Annotated in this window: 2 protein-coding genes; both read right to left on the reverse strand. The window is 47.4% G+C overall.

The window, feature by feature from the left end; all coding sequences use genetic code 11:
• The coding region (locus CA600_RS31055; protein ID WP_256990093.1) for an IS3 family transposase at positions 1-636 on the reverse strand (636 nt) is incomplete at its 3' end.
• A partial coding sequence (locus tag CA600_RS32040) for a helix-turn-helix domain-containing protein (protein WP_256990094.1) occupies positions 591-936 on the reverse strand: 346 nt, incomplete at its 5' end. The genes CA600_RS32040 and CA600_RS31055, both read right to left, overlap by 46 nt.

The raw sequence follows: 936 nt of genomic DNA on the forward strand, positions 1-936 counted from the left end.
GTATGCATGAGACGTGTACTGGAATCCCTGGTCGCAATGAACGATCAGCCCGGTCACGTCTTTTGTCTTGCTAAAGGCTTTCTCAAAGGTCTGTAGAACCAGTGGATTGTCATTTCTCTGACTCATGTGGTAGGCTACAATCTCATTTTTAAACAAGTCTTTCACCGCTGAGAGGTAAATCCACGACTCCCCCACCCGGTATGGTGTGACATCTGTGACCCACTTTAGGTTGGGCGTATCCGCCTGGAAATCCCGTTTCAATAGGTTTTTAGCTACACGACCTTCAGTAGAAGAAGCGTAGTTGCAGCGATGTTTCCTCCGAATCCGTGAGCGGATGCCCAGCATCTGCATAAGCCGAAGTACCTTCTTATGATTCATCCAGACCCCATGATCCTGCAGCAAGAACAGTTGAAGCTGACGGTAGCCGTAGACTCCATTGTAGTGCTCATAGACCTTCTTCACGAGTGCCTCATCTTCTCGGTCCCGATGGAATTCTTTGCGCTTTAGAAAAGCGTAGTAACCGCTTCGGGAGACCCCAAAAACTTTACAAAGATGACTAACCGAATATTCGTTTGCGGCTCTCTCAATCGTTACATACCGTTTGGCTTCATCTCCTGCATCCAGATTTCCAAGCACTTTTTTAGCATTTCGTTCTCCCGTTTTAGCCGCTCTACTTGCCTGTCTCGATCGACGTACTCCTCGCGCCTTCCCCGTTGATCCACAAGTCCGAACTCTTCGAGTTCCCGATATTTCCTCATCCATGCTTTCAGTCGATGTCTGTCTGTGATTCCAAACTTCTCCATGATTTTACGATAGGTCCAACCTTCCACGACGTGAAGGCGTATCGCCTCTATCTTGGTCTCATACGAATACTCTTTAAACTTCTGACCTTTTATCGCTGGCATAAAAAATGCACCCCCTAGAATTTCATCGGAC

It is taken from the genome of Paenibacillus sp. VTT E-133280 (assembly GCF_002264385.1).
GTDB lineage: Bacteria > Bacillota > Bacilli > Paenibacillales > Paenibacillaceae > Paenibacillus_AQ > Paenibacillus_AQ nitricinens.